Below are 18,102 nucleotides of genomic sequence, written 5' to 3'. Positions count from 1 at the left end.
CGGCCCGGCCGCGGCCCGCCCTTGGCCCGGTGTCCGCCGGGCCCCGGCCCCGTTCGGGCTGGTCGCCACGGTCGCCTACCATCACATACGACGCGGTGCCCGCATCCCCGCCGGCACCGGCGCGCCCACCCGCGCGCCGGCGGCGCTCCGACCCCGAGGGGCGGACGGGCGGCAGCGCACCCACCGAGGGACCGCACGGCCCGCACCGGACCGACGGACCAGCGGACACGACGGATCAACGGATCACCAGAGCACGACGGATCAGGAGACCCCCGCATGATCGGCCTCGTCCTGGCAGCCGGCGCCGGCCGCCGACTGCGCCCGTACACCGACACCCTGCCCAAGGCGCTGGTGCCGGTCGACGGAGAGCGGACCGTCCTGGACCTCACGCTCGGCAACTTCGCCGAGGTCGGCCTGCGCGAGGCGGCGATCGTCGTCGGCTACCGCAAGGAGGCGGTGTACGACCGCAAGGCGGCGCTGGAGCAGAAGTACGGCGTCAAGCTCACCCTGGTCGAGAACGACAAGGCCGAGGAGTGGAACAACGCCTACTCCCTCTGGTGCGCCCGCGAGCTCTTCACCGAGGGCCTGCTGCTCGCCAACGGCGACACCGTCCACCCGGCCTCCGTCCAGCGGACCATGCTGGAGGGCAACGCCCGGCTCGTCGAGAGCGGCAACGCCCCCGGCATCCTGCTCGCCCTCGACACGGTGAAGAAGCTCGCCGACGAGGAGATGAAGGTCGTCGTCGACCCCGCCGCCGGCATGCGCCGCATCACCAAGCTGATGGACCCGTCCGAGGCCACCGGCGAGTACATCGGCGTCACCGTGATCAACCCGGCCGCCGCCGCCGACCTCACCGACGCGCTGCGCACCACCTACGAGCGCGACCCGCAGCTGTACTACGAGGACGGCTACCAGGAGATGGTCGACCGCGGCCTGCGGATCGACGTGCAGCCGATCGGCGAGGTGTCCTGGGTCGAGGTCGACAACCACGACGACCTGGCCAAGGCGCGGGAGATCGCGTGCCAGTACTGACCCGGCTGGTGCCGTCGCCGGTCTTCGTGGAGATCCGCTCGGGCGCGCTGGACGCGCTCGGCGGGATCCTCGCCGACCAGCGGCTCTCCGCCTCGGGCCGGATCGCGGTGGCGATCAGCAACGGCTCGGGGGCGGTGCTGCGCGCGCGGCTGGAGCCGGCCCTGCCCGGTGCCGACTGGTACAACGTCGACGACGGCAGCCTGGACAGCGCGGTCCGGCTGGCCGAGGCGATGCGCGGCGGGCACTACGACGCGATCGTGGGCCTCGGCGGCGGCAAGATCATCGACGCCGCCAAGTACGCCGCCGCCCGGGTCGGCCTGCCGCTGGTCGCGGTCGCGACCAACCTCGCCCACGACGGCATCTGCTCGCCCGTCTCCACCCTCGACAACGACGCCGGCCGGGGCTCCTACGGGGTGCCCGGCCCGATCGGGATCGTGGTGGACCTGGACGTGATCCGGCAGGCCCCGCCGCGCTTCGTGGCGGCCGGGATCGGCGACGTCATCTCCAACATCTCGGCCTGCGCCGACTGGGAGCTGTCGCAGGCCGTGACCGGTGAACCGGTGGACGGACTGGCCGTCGCGATGGCCCGCTCGGCCGGCGAGAACCTGCTGCGCCACCCAGGAAACCTTCAGGATCAGGACCTCCTTACTGCGCTCGCGGAAGCCCTGGTACTGTCCGGCATCGCGATGAACATCGCGGGCAGCACCCGGCCCTCCTCGGGCGCCTGCCACGAGATCTCGCATGCCCTGGACGTGCTGTATCCCAAGCGGTCCGCCCAGCACGGCGAGCAGGTCGGCCTCGGGGCCGCCTTCGCCAGCTTCCTGCGGGGCGAGCGCGAGCTGACCGGTCTGATCGTGGAGCGCCTGGCGCTCCACGGGCTGCCGGTGACCGCAGCTCAGATCGGCTTCACCGAGGCGGAGTTCACCGAAGCGGTGCACTACGCTCCGAACACCCGTCCGGGCCGCTTCACCATCCTTGAGCACCTCGACCTCTCCCCTTCAGCCATCAGGGACGCGTACGCCGACTATGTCCAAGCCGTCAACAGCTGACCCCGCCACGAAGGGCTCTCCCCCGGCCCCGGTGGACCTCACCCGCCGCCCCTCCATCGAGGAGCTGCGCGCGGTGATCCACCCGGAGGGCATGCTCCAGCGCCGCAGCGCGGAGCACTGGGCCGGCCGCCTCTACATGCGGAAGATCTCGCTGCGGATCACCCGCGTGCTCTCCACCATGACGGCGATCACGCCCAACGGCCTGACCTACCTGATGATGTTCACCGGCATCCTGGCCGGTGCCGCGCTCGTCGTCCCGGGCCTCGTCGGCGCGGTCCTCGGCGCCCTGCTCATCCAGGTCTACCTGCTGCTGGACTGCGTCGACGGCGAGGTCGCCCGCTGGCGCCGGCAGACCTCGCTCACCGGTGTCTACCTGGACCGGGTCGGCCACTACATGTCCGAGGCGGCCCTGCTCACCGGCCTCGGCCTGCGCGCCACCGACCTGCTGCACCGCGAGGGCGGCGGCTCGCACTGGGAGTGGGCCTTCCTCGGCACCCTGGCCGCGCTCGGCGCGATCCTGATCAAGTCCGAGACGGACCTGGTGGACGTGGCCCGCGCCCGCAGCGGCATGACCGCGGTCGAGGACAGCGCCTCGGTGCCGCGCTCGGCCGGCGTCGCCAAGGCCCGCCGGGCGGCCTCCGTCCTCAAGTTCCACCGCCTGGTGGGCGCGGTCGAGGCCTCGCTGTTCATCCTCGCCGCGGGCGTCGCGGACGCCGTGCACGGCGGGCTGTTCTTCACCCGGCTCGCGGTGGTCGTGCTGGCCGCGATCGCGATGCTGCAGACCGTGCTCCACCTGCTGAGCATCGTCCTTTCGAGCAGGCTGCGGTGAGCGCCGTGCAGACCGGGGCCGACACCTTCCGGCTCGGCGCGGTCATCATCACCATGGGCAACCGGCCGGAGGAGCTCAACGCCCTGATCGCCTCGGTCCGCGCCCAGGAGGGCCCGCGGGTCGAGCTGGCCGTGGTCGCCAACGGCGCCCCGCTGCCGTCCCTCCCCGCCGACGTGCGCAGCGTCGAGCTGCCGGAGAACCTCGGCATCCCGGGCGGGCGCAACGTCGGCATCGAGCTGTTCGGCAAGGACGGCCGGGACGTCGACGCGGTGCTCTTCCTGGACGACGACGGCCTGCTGCCGGGCACCGACTCGGCCCGGCTGCTGCGCGAGGCCTTCACGGCCGACCCGCGGCTGGGCATCGTCAGCTTCCGGATCGCCGATCCCGAGACCGGCGTCACCCAGCGCCGGCACGTCCCCCGGCTGCGGGCGAGCGACCCGCTGCGCTCGTCCCGGGTGACCACCTTCCTGGGCGGTGCGAGCGCGGTGCGCTGCACGGTGTTCGAGCAGGCCGGGCAGCTGCCCGCCGAGTTCTTCTACGCGCACGAGGAGACCGACCTCGCGTGGCGCGCAGCGGACGCCGGCTGGGCCATCGACTACCGGGCCGACGTGGTGCTGTACCACCCGGCGACCTCGCCCGCCCGGCACGCCGCGTACTTCCACAACGTGGCCCGGAACAGGGTCTGGCTGGCCCGGCGGAACCTTCCGGCCCTGTTGGTGCCTCTCTACTTGGGAACCTGGTTCCTGCTCACGCTGGCCCGCCGCCCGTCCAAGGAGGCGCTGAAGGCCTGGTGGGGCGGGTTCCGGGCGGGCTGGCGCGAACCCTGCGGTAAGCGGCGGCCCATGCGATGGCGTACCGTTTGGCAACTGACCAGGCTGGGCCGACCGCCGGTCGTCTGATCCGTCGGACGACAGAAGCGACGGCCTGCCCTGCGTCGCGAGCCGCAGGGCAGGCCGATCGCACCGGCCGGTGGACCAGCACCGGCCGCAACCCCCGTGATCCGAGTGGATCCCCATCGGCGAAAGGCCGGCGGACCCCCGCCGACCGGCCCGCCCCGACCCGATCCCGCGCGAAGGACGAATGTGTCGACAGTGAGTGAACCCGTCAGCCTCTCGGCCCCGAGGGGGGCGGACGCAGGCCTGACCCCCAAGCAGCTTGCGGACAAGTACGGCCTGGCGGTCAGTGGCAGACGACCCGGCCTGGTCGCCTACACCAAGCAGCTCTGGGCCCGCCGGCACTTCATCTGGGCCTTCGCCACCGCCCGCCTGGTGGCGCAGTACACCGACGCCAAGCTCGGTCAGCTCTGGCAGGTCGTGACCCCGCTGCTGAACTGCGCGGTCTTCTACCTCGTCTTCGGTGTGATCCTGAAGAGCAAGGACAACTTCCCCGAGGGCACCTACACCGCCTGGCTCTGCATCGGTGTCTTCGTCTTCCAGTTCACCCAGAACGCCGTGCAGTCCGGCACCCGGGCGATCGCCGACAACCTCGGGCTGATCCGCGCCCTGCACTTCCCCCGCGCCTCGCTGCCGATCGCCTTCACCGTGATCCAGCTCCAGCAGCTGCTGATCTCGATGGTCGTGCTGGTCGGCGTCGTGCTGGCGAGCGGGATCGCGCCGGGCCGCACCTGGGTCCTGGTGGTCCCGGCGCTGCTGCTGCAGTCGATGTTCAACACCGGCATCGCCCTGGTGATGGCCCGGATCGGCTCCAAGACCAGCGACATCTCCCAGCTGATCCCGTTCGCGATGCGGGCCTGGATGTTCCTGTCCGGCGTGATGTTCAGCATCCAGGACAAGATCAACACCTGGCCGCCGTTCTGGCAGAAGGTGATGCAGCTCAACCCGGCCTCGGTCTACATGGACCTGGTCCGGCACGCCTTCGCCCCCGTCATCTACAACAAGCACCTCCCGGCGCACCAGGAGTTCCCGGCGCACCAGTGGAAGTTCGGCATCGCCTGGGCGGTCGGGATGTTCGTCATCGGATACGTCTTCTTCTGGAAGGCCGAGGAGGAGTACGGCCGTGGCTGACACCGACCTGCGCAAGGCGAACCTGGTCAACGACACCGACGTCGCGCGCGAGCCCACCGTCGTCGTCGACGACGTGCACATCGTCTACAAGGTGCACGGCGCCGGCTCCGGCAAGGGCAGCGCCACCTCCGCGATGAGCCGCATCATCAGCCGCAAGCGCGCCGCCGGCGTGCGCGAGGTGCACGCGGTCAAGGGCATCAGCTTCACCGCCTACAAGGGCGAGGCGATCGGCCTGATCGGCTCCAACGGCTCGGGCAAGTCGACCATGCTCGCGGCCATCGCGGGCCTGCTGCCGACCGAGCGCGGCGCCATCTACACCAACGGCCAGCCCTCGCTGCTGGGCGTCAACGCGGCGCTGATGAACGAGCTCACCGGTGAGCGCAACGTCGTCCTCGGCTGCCTGGCGATGGGGATGACCCCGGCCCAGGTGAGGGCGCGCTACCAGGAGATCGTCGACTTCTCCGGGATCAACGACAAGGGCGACTTCATCTCCCTGCCGATGCGCACCTACTCCTCCGGCATGGGTGCCCGTCTGCGGTTCTCCATCGCGGCGGCGAAGACCCACGACGTGCTGCTGATCGACGAGGCGCTGGCCACCGGCGACCAGTCGTTCCAGCAGCGCAGCAAGGCCCGGATCGACGAGCTGCGCAAGTCCGCCGGTACGGTCTTCCTGGTCAGCCACGACAACGCCTCGATCCGCGAGGTCTGCGAGCGGACCATCTGGATCGAGGCCGGCGAGCTGGTCATGGACGGTCCGACCGAGGAGGTCGTCGGCCGGTACGAGCGCGGCGAGCGCCCGTAGCGCCGCCCGGCCCGCACGCGCGGGGCCGGTGACCGGGACACCCCGGTCACCGGCCCTTGCGGCGTTCCCGGGCCCGTCCGGGGCGCCGGGCGGGCGGTCGGGCGGGCGTTCGAGCCGGCGTCGGGCGGTCGCCCGGGTGGCCCGCCGCTGCCCGGGTGAGCGCCCCGTGTGCCGGGCGGGGCGCCCTTCTCCGGCGCGGCCGCTGGTGTCAGGCTGTAGGCGCGGGGGTGGTGTGTCGCACGGGACTCCCGGTATCGGACGCGTGTCCGACTCGGGCCGGACGTGCGGAGCGGTGTAGAACGGGGGAGTGACTGCAGTGTCGGCTTCGGCCCAGCCCAGTAGTGAGCCAGCGGACCGTTCGACGGGGGTGACGCTGGACAAGGCGAACGCGGAGAACTTCCCGGTCGCCCCGTTCTTCCTGCCCGCCGCCTGGCGGGGCGACCTGATGGCCGTCTACGGCTTCGCCCGACTGGTGGACGACGCCGGCGACGGCGACCTCGCCGACCCGGCCGGTGCCGCCCGGCTGCTCGGGGTGGCCGAGCGGCCCCCCGCCACCCCTTCGGCCCAGAGCGGCCCGCCCACTCCGGCGGAGACCGCCTTCCGGCTCGCGCTGCTCGACGGACTGGAGCAGGACCTCGACCGGGTCTTCGAGTCCGCCCTGCACCCCGCGGCCGCCGAGGCCCCCCGCCACCCGCTGCTGCGCGCCCTCGTCCCCGTGGTGGACCGGCACGGGCTGACCCCGGAGCCGTTCCGCCGTCTGATCGAGGCCAACCGGGTGGACCAGACCACCACCCGCTACGCCACCTACGACGACCTGATCGGCTACTGCACGCTCTCCGCCGACCCGGTCGGCCGCCTCGTCCTGGCCATCGCCGGCGTCTCCACCCCCGAGCGGATCGAGCTCTCGGACGCCGTCTGCAGCGCCCTCCAGGTGGTCGAACACCTCCAGGACGTCGCGGAGGACCTCTCCCACGGCCGGATCTACCTGCCGGCCGAGGACCTCGCCCGGTTCGGCGTCACCGAGGCCGAGCTCGCCGCGCCGACCGCCAGCGGCGCCGTACGCGAGCTGATCGCCTTCGAGGCCGACCGGGCCCGCACCCTGCTCGACCGCGGCGCGCCATTGGTAGGTACGGTTCGGGGGAGGCTTCGACTGCTCCTGGCGGGATTCACCGCCGGGGGGTACGCGGCCCTGGCGGCCATCGAGGACGCCGGGTACGACGTGCTCGCCCAGCAGGCGAAGCCGGACAAGCGCCGCCTCGCAGCGAAGGCGGCGGCCATCTTCGCGAAGGGAAGGTGAACGCCCGAGTGGCGGCATCACCACTGGCGTCGGCGCAGGTCATGGCGGCGTACCGGTACTGCGAGGCAGTCACCGGACTGCAGGCCCGCAACTTCAGCTACGGCATCCGTCTGCTGCCGGAGCCGAAGCGGCTGGCCATGTCGGCCCTGTACGCCCTGGCCCGCCGGGTCGACGACATCGGCGACGGGGACCTCCCCGACGACCGCAAGGCCGAGGCGCTGCTGCGCACCCGCGAGCTGCTGGACGAGATCCGGGCCGGCGTGGTCGCCGAGGACGACACCGACCCGATCAAGGTCGCCCTGGCCGACGCCGCGCGGCGCTTCCCGATCCCGCTCGGCGGCTTCGACGAGCTGATCGACGGCGTCGAGATGGACCTCAAGGGCGCCGAGTACCAGACGTACGAGGAGCTCAAGGTCTACTGCCGCTGCGTCGCGGGCGCGATCGGCCGGCTCTCGCTCGGCGTCTACGGCTGCGAGGACCCGGAGCGCGGCGCGGACTACGCCGACACCCTGGGCCTGGCGCTGCAGCTCACCAACATCCTGCGCGACCTGCGCGAGGACGCCCTGAACGGCCGGACGTACCTGCCCGCCGAGGACCTCGTGCGGTTCGGCTGCCAGCAGGGCTTCGCGCTGTCCAGGCCGCCGGCCGGAGCGGACTTCGCCGGCCTGGTGGCGTTCGAGGCCGCCCGGGCCCAGGCCGCCTTCGAGGAGGGCCTGCGGCTGCTGCCGATGCTCGACCGCCGCAGCCGCGCCTGCACCGCGGCGATGGCCGGCATCTACCACCGGCTGCTCGGCCGGATCGCCGCCGACCCGGAGTCGGTGCTGCGCGGCCGGGTCTCGCTGCCGGGCTGGGAGAAGGCGTACGTGGCGCTTTCCGGGCTCGCCGGGGGGCGTTCTTGATTCTTGCCGCAGTTCTGTCACGCTGTGTCAGCGGGGAATCACTGATGGGTGGAGCCGTGTTGTCCACCGTGTTGGGCACGACCGTGCCGGGCGCGGCCGCCTCGGCCACGACCGGGTTGACCACGAGTGCCCCGGCCGCCGTCCGGCCGGGCGCCGGATGCGAGGGGGAGGGCCGATGACCGGGCGAGCCGATGCCGCGCGCCCGGCCGCCGTGGTCGTCGGCGGCGGCCTCGCGGGCATCACCGCCGCGCTGCGGCTGGCCGAGGCCGACCACCGGGTAACCCTGGTCGAGGGGCGCCCCCGGCTGGGCGGCCTGGCCTTCTCGTTCCAGCGCGGCGAGCTGACCGTCGACAACGGCCAGCACGTCTACCTGCGCTGCTGCACCGCCTACCGCGGTCTGCTGGACCGCCTCGGCGCGGGCCGGCTGGTCCACCTCCAGGACCGGCTGGACGTGCCCGTGCTCGGCGTCTCCGGCCCCGAGGGCGCCCCCGAGCGCACCCTGGGCCGGCTGCGCCGGGCCGGCCTGCCCGTCCCGCTCCACCTGGCCGGCAGCCTGGCCCGCTACCCGCACCTGGGCCCGGCCGACCGCGCCCGGGTGGTCCGCGGCGCGCTCGCGCTGCAGGGGCTGGACCTCGCCGACCCGGCGCTGGACGCCGTCTCCTTCGGCGCCTGGCTGCGCGGAAACGGGCAGAACGACCGGACCGTCGCCGCCCTCTGGGACCTGGTCGGCGTGGCCACCCTGAACGCCCGGGCCGACCAGGTGTCGCTGGCGCTGGCCGCGATGGTGTTCAAGACCGGCCTGCTCTCCGATCCGGGAGCCTCCGACATCGGCATGGCGGCCGTCCCGCTCGGCCGGATCCACCACGACCGGGCGCTCGCCGAGCTGGAGCGCGCCGGAGTCACGGTGCTGCTGCGCGCCCGGGCCGCCGAGCTCAAGCCGGCCTCGCCGCAGCACGCCGTCCGGCTGGAGGGCGGCGAGCTGCTCACCGCCGACACCGTGGTGCTGGCCGGCGCCCAGGACACCGCCGCCGCACTGCTGCCGCCGGACGCCGTCCCCGGGCAGGACCGGCTGGCCGGCTTCGGCACCGCGCCGATCCTCAACGTCCACGTGGTCTACGACCGCAAGGTGCTGCGCCGCCCGTTCTTCGCCGCGCTCGGCTCGCCGGTGCAGTGGGTCTTCGACCGCACCGGGCACTCCGGCCTGGCCGGCACCGCGCTCGGCCGGGCGCACCCAGGCGCCCAGTACCTGGCCCTCTCGCAGTCCGCCGTGCAGGACGAGATCGACCTGCCGGTGGCGGAGCTGCGCCGCCGCTACCTGCCGGAGCTGGCCCGCCTGCTCCCGGCCGCCGGCGGCGCCGAGGTGCTGGACTTCTTCGTCACCCGTGAGCGCACCGCCACCTTCGACCCGGCCCCGGGCACCGCCGCCCTGCGCCCGTCCGCCCGGACGAGGGTCCCGGGCCTGCTGCTGGCCGGCGCGTGGACGGCCACCGGCTGGCCCGCCACCATGGAAGGCGCCGTCCGCAGCGGCCACGCCGCGGCCGACGCCGCGCCGGCCGCCGCCGGCACCCGGCTCCCGGTGGACCGGGGCGACGGGAGGTGGCCCAGGTGACCCAGGGCCCCGCCGCCGGCCCCGGCGACCCCGCGAGAGCCGGCGGGTCCGTCGCCGTCGGCCGTACCGGTCTCATCGACATCGCAAGCGCCCGGCCGTCCCGTGCGGCCCGGCACCACCAGGGAGAGGGAACGCACGTGGAGTCACGCACCGGCACTGCCGTCGGAGGCACGGCGCACGCCGAACCGGTCTCGGTGCCGGAACTGCTCGCCCGTAGCCGAACGCTCTGCACCCCGCCGCTGAAGGCCGCCGTCGCCCGTCTGGCGGCACCGATGGACACCGTCGCCGCGTACCACTTCGGCTGGATCGACCGGGACGGCACGCCGTCCGCGGGGGACGGCGGCAAGGCCGTCCGCCCGGCCCTGGCGCTGCTCTCCGCCCAGGCCGTGGGCGCTCCGTCCGAGGCCGGAGTGCCCGGCGGGGTGGCTGTTGAACTGGTGCACAACTTCTCCCTGCTCCATGATGATCTGATGGACGGTGACGAGACCAGACGGCACCGGGCCACCGCCTGGACGGTCTTCGGTCCGGCCCAGGCGATCCTGGTCGGCGACGCACTGGCGACGCTCGGTACCGAGGTGCTGCTCGACGCGGCCACCTCCGGTGACGCGAGCGCCACCGACGCCGCGCGCGCCGTCCGCCTGCTCACCACCGCGACCCGCAAGCTCATCGACGGCCAGGCCATGGACGTCGCCTTCGAGCAGCGGGACAGCGTCACCGTCAACGAGTGCCTGGAGATGGAGGGAGGCAAGACCGCCGCCCTGCTCGCCGCCGCCTCGGCGATCGGCGCCGTCCTGGCCGGTGCCGACGACCGCGTCTCGGGTGCGCTGGAGCGCTACGGACACCACCTGGGCCTGGCCTTCCAGGCGGTGGACGACCTGCTCGGCATCTGGGGCGCCACCGAGGTCACCGGCAAGCCGCACTGGGGCGACCTGCGCCAGCGCAAGAAGTCCCTGCCGGTCGCCGCTGCCCTCGCGGACGGCGGTGCCGCCTCCCGCAAGCTCGCCGAGCAGCTGGCCGACCCGACCGGGCGCGGCGAGGAGAGCGAGCCCGAGCTCGCCGCCCGCGCCGCCCTGATCGAGGAGGCCGGCGGCCGCGCCTGGACCCAGGAAGAGGCCCGCCGCCAGCACACGACTGCCCTCGCCGCCCTGGACGAGGTGCCCATGCCCGACGCAGTGCGCGAGCACTTCGTCGCACTCGCCGAATTCGTGGTGGTACGAGAGAGGTGACGTTACGTTGACAGCAACCGCGGACGGCCGGCTCGACCCTGAGTACGATTCCGAGCCGGTCGCGGTGGGCGACCGCCCGCCGGCGCTGCTGAGCGCCGGCCGGTGGCAGCCCGCGGGGCCCGAGCCGGTACGGGCGGCCGAGGCGCCCGACCAGCCGCCCGGGCCCGCCTCCGCCGAGGAGGCCCTGGCCCGGGCCACCACCCACCTGCTATCGCTGCAGAGCTCCGAGGGCTGGTGGAAGGGAGACCTGGAAACCAACGTCACCATGGACGCGGAGGACTTACTGCTCCGGCAGTTCCTCGGGATCCGGACGGAGGACCAGACCAAGGCCACCGCGGAGTGGATCCGCTCCCAACAGCGGGAGGACGGCACCTGGTCCACCTTCCACGGCGGGCCGCCCGAGCTCTCCACCACCGTCGAGGCCTACGTCGCCCTCAGACTCGCCGGCGACGACCCGAACGACGCGCACATGGCCGCCGCCGCCCGCTACGTGAGATCCGCCGGCGGCATCGCGGCCGCCCGGGTCTTCACCCGGATCTGGCTCGCGCTCTTCGGCTGGTGGCCGTGGGAACGGCTGCCCGAGATGCCGCCCGAAATCATGTTCCTGCCCAAGTGGCTCCCGCTGAACATCTACGCCTTCGGCTGCTGGGCCCGCCAGACCATCGTGCCGCTGACCATCGTCTCGGCCCACCGCCCGGTCCGCCCCGCGCCCTTCCCGCTCACCGAGCTGCACACCGACCCGGACCACCCCTTCCCCGAGCGCCCGCTCGCCCCCGCCACCAGCTGGGACGGCGTCTTCGAACGCCTGGACAAGGTCCTGCACGCCTACCACCGCCGGGCCCTGCGCCCGCTGCGCCGGCTCGCCGTCTCCCAGGCCTGCCGCTGGATCGTCGAACGCCAGGAGGCGGACGGCTGCTGGGGCGGCATCCAACCGCCCGCCGTCTACTCACTGATCGCCCTGCACCTGGAGGGCTACGAGCTCGACCACCCGGTGATGCAGGCCGGACTCTCCTCCTTCGACCGCTTCACCGTGCACACCGAGGACGGCCGCCGCTGGCTGGAGGCCTGCCAGTCCCCGGTCTGGGACACCTGCCTGGCCACCATCGCACTGGTCGACGCCGGGCTGCCGGCCGACCACCCCGCCCTGGTCTCCGCCGTCGACTGGATGCTCGCCGAGGAGATCACCCGGCGCGGCGACTGGTCCGTGCAACGGCCCTCGCTCGCCCCCGGCGGCTGGGCCTTCGAGTTCGAGAACGACACCTACCCCGACATCGACGACACCGCCGAGGTGGTCCTCGCACTGCGCCGGGTCCGCCACCCCGACCCCGCCAAGGTCGGCGGAGCGGTCGACCGCGGCGTCGGCTGGAACCTCGGCATGCAGTCCAAGAACGGCGCCTGGGGCGCGTTCGACGTCGACAACACCAGCACCCTGCCCAACAAGCTGCCGTTCTGCGACTTCGGCGAGGTGGTCGACCCGCCGTCCGCCGACGTCACCGCACACGTGGTGGAGATGCTCGCCGAGGTCGGCAGGGCCAAGGACCCGAGCACCCGCCGGGGCGTCGAGTGGCTGCTGCGCAACCAGGAGGCCGACGGCTCCTGGTTCGGCCGCTGGGGCACCAACTACATCTACGGCACCGGCTCGGTGCTGCCCGCCCTCGTCGCCGTCGGCGTCCCGGACGAGCACCCTGCGATCCGCCGCGCCGTCCGCTGGCTGGAGGACCGCCAGAACACCGACGGCGGCTGGGGCGAGGACATGCGCTCCTACGACGACCCGGTCCGCTGGGCCGGGCGCGGCGACTCCACCGCCTCGCAGACCGCCTGGGCCCTGATGGCCCTGCTCGCGGCCGGCGAGGGCCCCGACGGCCGGGCCAACCCCGCGGTCGAACGCGGCGTCGACTGGCTGGTCCGCACTCAGCTGCCCGAGGGCACCTGGGACGAACCGCAGTTCACCGGCACCGGCTTCCCGTGGGACTTCTCCATCAACTACCACCTGTACCGGCTGGTTTTCCCGGTCACCGCACTGGGCCGGTACCTGCACGGCAACCCCGCCACCGGCCGCCCGGCCACCGGCGCCCCGGCGATCGGGGCGGCCCGGTGAACCCTGCCCCGCTGCTGGTGCTCTGCGCGCTCGGCCCCGAGGTCTGGGCCCTGCGCGGAGGGGACTGGCGCGGCGCGGCCGGCGGTCCACCCGTGCTCGTGCGCACCGGCGTCGGGCGCCGGCGCGCCTCGCACGCCGTACGGCGGCTGCTCACCTCGGCCCCCGGCGGCTACGGCGCCGTCGTGGTGGCCGGCTTCGGCGCCGCCGTCGGGCCCGGCGTGGCCCCCGCCGACATCATCGTCGCGGACGGGGTGCGCGACGCCGAGGGCAACCACTTCGCCGTCGATTCCGGCCCCGACCTCACCCGGGCCCTGCGGGCGCGCGGCCTCACCGCCCACACCGGCACCCACCACACCGCCGACCACGTGGTGCGCGGCCTGGAGCGGCGCGCCCTGCACCTGCAGGGGGCGCTCGCCGTCGACATGGAGGCCGCCGCCGTCCTCGCCGCCCTGCACGAGCTCCGCCCGGTGCTGCCCGCGGCCGTCCTGCGGGTGGTGGTCGACACCCCCGAGCACGAACTGCTGCGGCCGGGCACCCTGCCGGCCGGCGTCCGGGCCTGGCGCACGCTGCGGGCCGCCGTGCCCGCGCTGGTCGACTGGCACGAACAGAACCGGCCGGACCGGCGGCGCCCGGCACCCGGCGCCCTCACCCACCCCACACCCTCGATCCCCCAGGAGGCGAGCTAGCCATGGCCATGCCGCTGCGCCAGACCGTGCGGGTCAGTACCTATCTCATGCAGCAGAAGCTCAGGCGGCGGGAGAAGTTCCCGCTGATCGTCGAACTGGAACCGCTCTTCGCCTGCAACCTGGCCTGTGAGGGGTGCGGCAAGATCCAGCACCCGGCGGGCGTGCTGAAGCAGCGGATGCCGGTCGCGCAGGCGGTCGGCGCGGTGCTGGAGTCGGGTGCGCCGATGGTCTCGATCGCCGGCGGAGAGCCGCTGATGCACCCGCAGATCGACGAGATCGTGCGGCAGCTGGTCGCGCGCCGCAAGTACGTCTTCCTCTGCACCAACGCGCTGCTGATGCGCAAGAAGCTCGACCGGTTCACGCCCTCGCCCTACTTCACCTTCACCGTGCACATCGACGGGCTGCGCGAGCGGCACGACGCCTCGGTGGCCAAGGAGGGCACCTTCGACGAGGCGGTGGAGGCGATCAAGGAGGCCAAGCGGCGCGGCTTCCGGGTCACCACCAACAGCACCTTCTTCAACACCGACACCCCGCAGACCATCATCGACGTCCTGGACTACCTCAACGACGAACTCCAGGTCGACGAGATGATGATCTCCCCGGCGTTCGCCTACGAGAAGGCCCCCGACCAGGAGCACTTCCTCGGCGTCGAACAGACCCGCGAGCTCTTCCGCAAGACCTTCGCCGGCGGCAACCGGCGCCGCTGGCGGCTCAACCACAGCCCGCTCTTCCTGGACTTCCTGGAGGGCAAGGTCGACTTCGAGTGCACCGCCTGGGGCATCCCCAACTACTCGCTGTTCGGCTGGCAGCGCCCCTGCTACCTGATGGCGGACGGCTACGTCGCCACCTACCGCGAGCTGATCGAGGAGACCGACTGGTCGAAGTACGGCCGCGGCCGGGACGCCCGCTGCGCCAACTGCATGGCGCACTGCGGCTACGAGCCGACCGCGGTCCTCGCCACCATGGGCTCGCTCAAGGAATCACTGCGCGCGATCACCGACACCGTCGGCGCCAACCGCGGCCGCTGATCGCACCCCCTGCCCGGCACGGGAACGGCCTCCCGGGCCGGGCGGCCCCTGCACCGGGCGTACCGCCGCACCACGGGTACCACCCGAACCACCGCACCACCCCGAGTCGTGAGGTGAACACATGTCACTGCTCTCCAGCGTCAAGTCCCCGGCCGACCTGCGGAAGATCCCGGCCGCCGAGCTACCGCTCCTCGCCGACGAGATCCGCAACTTCCTGATCGATGCCGTCACCCGGACCGGCGGCCACCTCGGCCCCAACCTCGGCGTGGTGGAGCTGACCATCGCCCTGCACCGGGTCTTCGACTCGCCCTACGACCGGATCGTCTGGGACACCGGCCACCAGAGCTACGTCCACAAACTGATCACCGGGCGGCAGGACTTCTCGAAACTGCGCAGCAGGGGCGGGCTCTCCGGTTATCCCTCGCGCTCCGAGTCCGAACACGACCTGGTCGAGAACTCGCACGCCTCCACCGCGCTGTCCTACGCGGACGGCCTGGCCAAGGCGGCCCGCCTGCTCGGCCAGTACGACCGGCAGACCGTCGCGGTCATCGGCGACGGCGCCCTCACCGGCGGGCTCGCCTGGGAGGCGCTCAACAACATCGCCGAGGCCCGGGACCGGCCCCTGGTCATCGTCGTCAACGACAACGAGCGCTCCTACGCCAAGACCATCGGCGGCCTGGCCAACCACCTCGCCACGCTGCGCACCACCCAGGGCTACGAGCGCTTCCTCGCGCTCGGCAAGGGGGCGCTGCAGCGGACCCCGCTGGTCGGCCAGCCGATCTTCGACGCGCTGCACGGTGCCAAGAAGGGGTTCAAGGACGCTTTCGCCCCGCAGGGCATGTTCGAGGACCTCGGGCTCAAGTACCTCGGGCCGATCGACGGGCACGACCTGCCCGCGATCGAACAGGCGCTGCGCCAGGCACGCGGCTTCGGCGGTCCGGTGATCGTGCACTGCCTGACCGTCAAGGGCCGCGGCTACCGCCCGGCCGAACAGGACGAGGCGGACCGCTTCCACGCGGTGGGCCCGATCGACCCGTACACCTGCCTGCCCATCTCGCCCAGCGGCGGGGTCTCCTGGACGTCCGTGTTCGGCGACGAGATGTACGCCCTGGGCGCGGAGCGGCCGGACCTGGTCGCGATCACCGCCGCCATGCTCCAACCGGTCGGGCTCGCCAAGTTCGCCAAGGCGTTCCCGGAGCGGACCTTCGACGTCGGCATCGCCGAGCAGCACGCCGTGACCAGCGCGGCCGGGCTGGCCACCGGCGGACTGCACCCGGTGGTGGCGGTCTACGCGACCTTCCTCAACCGGGCCTTCGACCAGGTGCTGATGGACGTCGCCCTGCACCGGCTGGGCGTCACCTTCGTGCTGGACCGCTCCGGCGTGACCGGCCCGGACGGCGCCTCCCACAACGGCATGTGGGACATGTCGATCCTCCAGGTCGTCCCCGGCCTGCGGCTCGCCGCGCCGCGCGACGCCGACCAGCTGCGGGCACAGCTGCGCGAGGCGGTGGACGTCCCGGACGCCCCGACCGTGGTCCGCTTCCCGAAGGCGAACATCGGGCCGGCCGTCCCCGCGGTGGAGCGGATCGGCGGCGTGGACGTGCTGCTGCGCACCGGCGAGCTGCCGGAGATCCTGCTGGTCGCAGTCGGCACCACGGCCGGTGCCGGGCTGGACGCGGCCCGGCTGCTGCTGGCCGAGGGGTTCACCGCGACCGTCGTCGACCCGCGCTGGGTGAAGCCGGTCGACCCGGCCCTCGCCGTGCTGGCCGCCGAACACCGGCTGGTGGTCACCGTCGAGGACAACGGCCGCACCGGCGGCGTCGGCGCAGCGATCGCCCAGGCACTGCAGGACGCCGGCGTGGACGTCCCGGTACGGGTGCTCGGCCTGCCGCAGGAGTTCCTCGGGCACGCCGCGCGCGGCGAGATCCTGGAGGAGACCGGCCTGACCGGTACCGGGGTCGCCGCCCAGACCGCCGCCTTCGCCAAGAACCTGCTACCGACCCGAGGAGCGAAACAGCGCCATGCCGGCTGACCCCGACCGAACCGGTCCCCGCTTCGACCTCGCCGCCCTGATCGCCGAACGCGGCGCCGAGCGGTACGAGTTGCACAGCCGCTACCTGAATCCGCAGCTGCCGCGGATGCTGCACACGATCGGCTTCGACAAGTACTACGAGCGCGCCGAGGGGCCGTACTTCTACGACGCCGAGGGCAACGAGTACCTGGACATGCTGGCCGGGTTCGGCATCTTCGCACTGGGCCGCCACCACCCGGTGGTGCGCTCGGCGATCCAGCAGGTGATGGACCTCGACCTGCCGGACCTGGTCCGCTTCGACTGCTCGCCGCTGCCGGGCCTCTTCGCCGAACGGCTGCTCTCGTACGCGCCCGGCCTGGACCGCGTCTTCTTCGGCAACAGCGGTACCGAGGCGGTCGAGACGGCGCTCAAGTTCGCGCGGTACGCGACCGGGCGCCGGCGGATCCTCTACGCGGACCACGCCTTCCACGGGCTGACCACCGGCTCGCTCTCGGTCAACGGGGAGAGCGGGTTCCGCAAGGGCTTCGACCCGCTGCTGCCGGACACCGCCGTCCCGCTGGGCGATCTCGCGGCCCTGGCCAAGGAGTTGAAGAAGGGCGACGTCGCGGCGCTGATCGTGGAGCCAATCCAGGGCAAGGGCGTGCAGGCGCCGCCGCCGGGCTGGCTGCGCGAGGCGCAGGAGCTGCTGCACGCGCACAAGGCGCTGCTGATCTGCGACGAGGTGCAGACCGGCGTCGGCCGGACCGGCGACTTCTTCGCCTACCAGCACGAGGAGGGCGTGCTGCCGGACCTGGTCTGCGCGGCCAAGGCGCTCTCCGGCGGCTACGTGCCGGTCGGGGCGACGCTCGGCAAGAGCTGGATCTTCGAGAAGGTGTACTCCTCGATGGACCGGGTGCTGGTGCACTCGGCCAGCTTCGGCTCCAACGCGCAGGCGATGGCGGCGGGACTGGCCACCCTGGAGGTGATGCGGGACGAGAAGGTGGTCGAGAACGCGGGCCGGATCGGCGACCTGTTCCGCGAGCGGCTGGCGGCGCTGGTCGAGCGGTACGAGCTGCTGGCCGAGGTCCGCGGCCGCGGTCTGATGATCGGCATCGAGTTCGGCCGGCCGAAGTCGCTGAAGCTGCGGACCGGCTGGACGGCGCTGCAGGCCGCCCGGAAGGGCCTGTTCGCGCAGATGGTGGTCGTCCCGCTGCTGCAGCGGCACCGGATCCTCACCCAGGTGTCCGGGGACCACCTGGAAGTGATCAAACTGATCCCGCCGCTGATCATCACCGAGCGGGACGTCGACCGCTTCATGGACGCTTTCGTCGACGTGATGGACGACGCCCACCGGGGGAGCGGGCTGATGTGGGACTTCGGCCGGACCCTGGTGAAGCAGGCGGTCGGCAACCGCTAGGCCCTGTCCGGGGAGCGTCCGGAGCTCCGTCCCGCGGACGCCGTGGAGGGGGAGGCCGGCCCCCGCCCGGCCTCCCCCTCCGGGGGAGACACCGC

15 protein-coding genes are annotated in these 18,102 nt (G+C 73.0%); all 15 read left to right on the top strand.

Going from position 1 to position 18,102, the window contains the following annotated elements:
• The first annotated feature begins 276 nt into the window (after positions 1–276).
• Positions 277–1,032, top strand: coding sequence for a sugar phosphate nucleotidyltransferase (locus ACIPSC_RS14045; protein ID WP_400825631.1), 756 nt, complete (start codon positions 277–279; stop codon positions 1,030–1,032).
• Positions 1,020–2,081: an iron-containing alcohol dehydrogenase family protein gene (locus ACIPSC_RS14040; protein WP_400825630.1), complete on the top strand. Its 1,062-nt coding sequence runs from the start codon at positions 1,020–1,022 to the stop codon at positions 2,079–2,081. Before ACIPSC_RS14045 ends, ACIPSC_RS14040 begins: the two co-directional genes overlap by 13 nt.
• Before the next feature lie 91 nt (positions 2,082–2,172).
• A complete protein-coding gene (locus ACIPSC_RS14035; protein WP_238862672.1) occupies positions 2,173–2,910 on the top strand; it encodes a CDP-alcohol phosphatidyltransferase family protein in 738 nt (245 codons plus the stop codon).
• 53 nt (positions 2,911–2,963) lie between these two features.
• The gene (locus ACIPSC_RS14030; protein ID WP_400826085.1) at positions 2,964–3,809 is read left to right on the top strand and encodes a glycosyltransferase family 2 protein; all 846 of its coding nucleotides are present in this window, start codon (positions 2,964–2,966) and stop codon (positions 3,807–3,809) included.
• A 183-nt stretch (positions 3,810–3,992) separates the two neighbouring features.
• Complete coding sequence (locus tag ACIPSC_RS14025) at positions 3,993–4,934, top strand: ABC transporter permease (RefSeq protein ID WP_400825629.1); 942 nt, start codon at positions 3,993–3,995, stop codon at positions 4,932–4,934.
• Entirely contained in the window at positions 4,927–5,736 is an 810-nt protein-coding gene (locus tag ACIPSC_RS14020; RefSeq protein ID WP_400825627.1) for an ABC transporter ATP-binding protein, read from the top strand. The genes ACIPSC_RS14025 and ACIPSC_RS14020 overlap by 8 nt, the downstream gene beginning before the upstream one ends.
• A gap of 367 nt (positions 5,737–6,103) precedes the next feature.
• Positions 6,104–7,033, top strand: a complete 930-nt coding sequence (hpnC, locus tag ACIPSC_RS14015) for a squalene synthase HpnC (RefSeq protein ID WP_400825626.1) — start codon at positions 6,104–6,106, stop codon at positions 7,031–7,033.
• A 41-nt stretch (positions 7,034–7,074) separates the two neighbouring features.
• Positions 7,075–7,932 (top strand): presqualene diphosphate synthase HpnD, encoded by an 858-nt coding sequence (gene hpnD, locus ACIPSC_RS14010; RefSeq protein ID WP_400826084.1) that lies wholly within the window; start codon positions 7,075–7,077, stop codon positions 7,930–7,932.
• Between the two features lie 175 nt (positions 7,933–8,107).
• Positions 8,108–9,541 (top strand): hydroxysqualene dehydroxylase HpnE, encoded by a 1,434-nt coding sequence (gene hpnE / locus ACIPSC_RS14005; RefSeq protein WP_400825624.1) that lies wholly within the window; start codon positions 8,108–8,110, stop codon positions 9,539–9,541.
• Between the two features lie 137 nt (positions 9,542–9,678).
• The gene (locus ACIPSC_RS14000; protein WP_400825622.1) at positions 9,679–10,767 is read left to right on the top strand and encodes a polyprenyl synthetase family protein; all 1,089 of its coding nucleotides are present in this window, start codon (positions 9,679–9,681) and stop codon (positions 10,765–10,767) included.
• Between the two features lie 7 nt (positions 10,768–10,774).
• A complete protein-coding gene (gene shc / locus ACIPSC_RS13995) occupies positions 10,775–12,865 on the top strand; it encodes a squalene--hopene cyclase (RefSeq protein WP_400825621.1) in 2,091 nt (696 codons plus the stop codon).
• A complete protein-coding gene (locus ACIPSC_RS13990; protein WP_400825618.1) occupies positions 12,862–13,551 on the top strand; it encodes a 1-hydroxy-2-methyl-2-butenyl 4-diphosphate reductase in 690 nt (229 codons plus the stop codon). The genes shc and ACIPSC_RS13990 overlap by 4 nt, the downstream gene beginning before the upstream one ends.
• 2 nt (positions 13,552–13,553) lie before the next feature.
• Positions 13,554–14,579, top strand: coding sequence for an adenosyl-hopene transferase HpnH (gene hpnH, locus ACIPSC_RS13985; protein WP_400825616.1), 1,026 nt, complete (start codon positions 13,554–13,556; stop codon positions 14,577–14,579).
• Between the two features lie 121 nt (positions 14,580–14,700).
• A complete protein-coding gene (gene dxs / locus ACIPSC_RS13980) occupies positions 14,701–16,611 on the top strand; it encodes a 1-deoxy-D-xylulose-5-phosphate synthase (protein ID WP_400825614.1) in 1,911 nt (636 codons plus the stop codon).
• Positions 16,601–18,007: an aspartate aminotransferase family protein gene (locus ACIPSC_RS13975; protein ID WP_400825611.1), complete on the top strand. Its 1,407-nt coding sequence runs from the start codon at positions 16,601–16,603 to the stop codon at positions 18,005–18,007. Before dxs ends, ACIPSC_RS13975 begins: the two co-directional genes overlap by 11 nt.
• The last annotated feature ends 95 nt before the right edge of the window (positions 18,008–18,102 follow it).

The organism is Kitasatospora sp. NPDC090091, from assembly GCF_044747365.1.
Lineage (GTDB): Bacteria > Actinomycetota > Actinomycetes > Streptomycetales > Streptomycetaceae > Kitasatospora.
This window is presented reverse-complemented; position numbering and strand designations above follow the sequence as displayed.

What these genes read in the sequence shown, in the direction of transcription:
- ACIPSC_RS14045 (WP_400825631.1), top strand. Translation starts at nt 277, where the DNA reads ATGATCGGCCTCGTCCTGGCAGCCGGCGCCGGCCGCCGACTGCGCCCG.
- ACIPSC_RS14035 (WP_238862672.1), top strand. Translation starts at nt 2,173, where the DNA reads ATGCTCCAGCGCCGCAGCGCGGAGCACTGGGCCGGCCGCCTCTACATG.
- ACIPSC_RS14030 (WP_400826085.1), top strand. Translation starts at nt 2,964, where the DNA reads ATGGGCAACCGGCCGGAGGAGCTCAACGCCCTGATCGCCTCGGTCCGC.
- hpnD (WP_400826084.1), top strand. Translation starts at nt 7,075, where the DNA reads ATGGCGGCGTACCGGTACTGCGAGGCAGTCACCGGACTGCAGGCCCGC.
- hpnE (WP_400825624.1), top strand. Translation starts at nt 8,108, where the DNA reads ATGACCGGGCGAGCCGATGCCGCGCGCCCGGCCGCCGTGGTCGTCGGC.
- hpnH (WP_400825616.1), top strand. Translation starts at nt 13,554, where the DNA reads ATGGCCATGCCGCTGCGCCAGACCGTGCGGGTCAGTACCTATCTCATG.
- dxs (WP_400825614.1), top strand. Translation starts at nt 14,701, where the DNA reads ATGTCACTGCTCTCCAGCGTCAAGTCCCCGGCCGACCTGCGGAAGATC.
- ACIPSC_RS13975 (WP_400825611.1), top strand. Translation starts at nt 16,601, where the DNA reads ATGCCGGCTGACCCCGACCGAACCGGTCCCCGCTTCGACCTCGCCGCC.